At 57.4% G+C, this 2,336-nt stretch carries 3 protein-coding genes; 1 reads left to right on the forward strand and 2 read right to left on the reverse strand.

The window, feature by feature from the left end; genetic code table 11:
• Both ACFFAR_RS31095 and ACFFAR_RS31100 read right to left on the reverse strand, forming a co-directional pair.
• A partial coding sequence (locus ACFFAR_RS31095) for a DUF4440 domain-containing protein (RefSeq protein WP_174365521.1) occupies positions 1-299 on the reverse strand: 299 nt, incomplete at its 3' end.
• A 47-nt stretch (positions 300-346) separates the two neighbouring features.
• Complete coding sequence (locus ACFFAR_RS31100) at positions 347-913, reverse strand: acyloxyacyl hydrolase (protein WP_174365522.1); 567 nt, start codon at positions 911-913, stop codon at positions 347-349.
• A 395-nt stretch (positions 914-1,308) separates the two neighbouring features.
• Here ACFFAR_RS31100 and rpoH point away from each other — a divergent pair, with 395 nt between their 5' ends.
• Positions 1,309-2,244 carry an RNA polymerase sigma factor RpoH gene (gene rpoH, locus ACFFAR_RS31105; protein ID WP_061998349.1) on the forward strand — a complete coding sequence of 312 codons (936 nt, stop codon included), beginning with the start codon at positions 1,309-1,311 and terminating at the stop codon, positions 2,242-2,244.
• Positions 2,245-2,336 lie beyond the last annotated feature (92 nt).

Genomic DNA, 2,336 nt, shown 5'->3' on the forward strand with positions numbered 1-2,336 from the left:
GCGCCGTTTTTCGACTCCATCTCGATCAGCGCGCGTCCATGCACTATCCACGTGTCCCGCCCGCCCGGCATCAGGTCCTGAGTCTCGATCTCGATTTGCCGGTAGCGCCGCCGGCCGGCGGTGATTGCATCGATAAACTGCCGCTTCGACTCACGCTTGCCATTGGTGTGGACATAGCTGGCGTTGTCCGCCAGCAGCGTGTCGAGCACCTCGCCGTCGCCGTCGACCATTGCGCGAAAACGGCTGCGCTCGAGTTCGCGGATTGCCTCGGCGGGCGCATCGGGGGGTTGTGCCGGCATCGATCGGTTCCTCTCACGATGGAAGGACCCGATGGACCCGGTCCCCGTCAGAAGTTGTACTGCAAATATAACTGGCTGAAATTTATACCAGGATTCGGGTGTTCGATACCGGCGTTGGATAAATGCTGAAACCGGAAGCCCGCCTGGTAGTTCTGATGCGCGCCGAACGCCGCGCCGACACCCACCATGTCGGCAAACTGGAAGGACGATGAGAACGTACGGTCCTGCGTCTCGCGCACGTGCGACAGGAGCCGCACGCCGACGCCCGCCTCCACATACGGCCTGAACCAGCCAGAACTCTTGATGAAGCGGAATACTGGCGTCAGCCCGAATTCCCAGATATTCGGATGTGCAGCGTTGCTCTCGCGAATGTCCCAGTAAGCGACGTGCGCTTCGCCTACAACGGTGAAATGGAAGCCGCCGATCTCCCACCAAGTCCAGTTCGGGTCCCACACAACGCCGACGTCCGCCTTGCGGACATCGTGGTCGGCAACCCCACCGGCGATCTGTACGCCGAACTGGTCTGCTTTGGCACTCGCCGAAACCAGGGCAAGCACCCCCAGCAGGGCACCGTAAAAAGAGCGTTTTTGCCAAACACTTTTGTTCTTTTGCATGAACTACTCCGGGGCTGGTTTCTCGAAACGCAATTACCGCAAAAGCGGCACGTCGCCATTTTAGAGACGGTCTCAAAAAAAAGCTCAAAACAGTTCTGTGGATTGTTGGAAATGCGGCATTAAGTTTCGCCGATCGACGATTTAAGAGGTAAATCGTGCGAAAACTTGCAAGTTTCTTTCGGTAAAATTGGCAAGGAACTCGTTTCTTCTGGCGAAATCCAAGGAAAGGTTCGGGAAACCACCTAGGGGCTATTGGAGCATCAGTTCTAATAGCTTTTGGGGAACTCTTGGGTTGATTGCCCCTCTAATCTTTAGCACTCGAAATAGCAGAGTGCTAATATCGTGGTTGGACCCGGTTTTTCATCGGGTTTTTTGTTGATAAGGAGCAGACAAGCGTGACCAATGCGATAACCCTTCCGAATACTGGACACTCGGCGTCGGCCAAGGCCGCTTCGGCAGGTGCGCTGACGTTTGCGCAGTCGTCCATGTTGACCGGTCAGATCGGCAACATCGACGCCTACATTTCGGCTGTCAACCGGATTCCGATGCTAACGCCGTCGGAAGAACGTCAGTACGCCACCGAATTTCGCGAGAACGACAACCTCGACGCTGCCCGTCAGCTCGTGCTGTCGCACTTGCGCCTGGTCGTGTCCATCGCCCGGAATTATCTGGGCTACGGCCTGCCGCATGCCGACTTGATCCAGGAAGGCAACATCGGCTTGATGAAGGCTGTAAAGCGTTTCGACCCGCAGCAAAATGTGCGGCTCGTTTCGTACGCCATGCACTGGATCAAGGCCGAGATTCATGAATACATCCTGCGCAACTGGCGCACGGTGAAGGTTGCGACCACGAAGGCACAGCGCAAGCTGTTCTTCAACCTGCGCAGCCACAAGACCGGACACAACGCGTTCACACCGGGCGAAGTGGACAGTCTTGCAAAAGAGCTGAATGTGAAGCGCGAGGAAGTCTCGGAAATGGAGACGCGTCTGTCCGGCGGCGACATCGCGCTGGAAGGCCAGATTGACGACGGCGAGGAATCGTACGCGCCGATCGCCTATCTGGCGGATTCGCACAACGAGCCGACCAACGTGCTGGCATCGCGTCAGTTCGACAAGCTGCAGAGCGAAGGATTGTCCACCGCGCTTGAATCGCTCGATGAACGTAGCCGCCGGATCGTCCAGGCGCGCTGGCTCGAGGTGGAAGACGACGGCTCGGGCGGCAAGACGCTGCATGAACTCGCCGACGAATTTGGTGTATCGGCCGAGCGGATTCGTCAGATCGAAGCCAGCGCAATGAAGAAGATGCGCACGGCGCTGCACGAATACGCGTAACCCGTAAGCCGAAAGGTCGAAAAGCCCGCTGTCGAAAGACAGCGGGCTTTTTTTCTGTGCGTGTGAGCTTGGGAGCCTAGCGCGACATCATG

The organism is uncultured Caballeronia sp. (genome assembly GCF_964243625.1).
Taxonomy (GTDB): Bacteria; Pseudomonadota; Gammaproteobacteria; order Burkholderiales; family Burkholderiaceae; genus Caballeronia.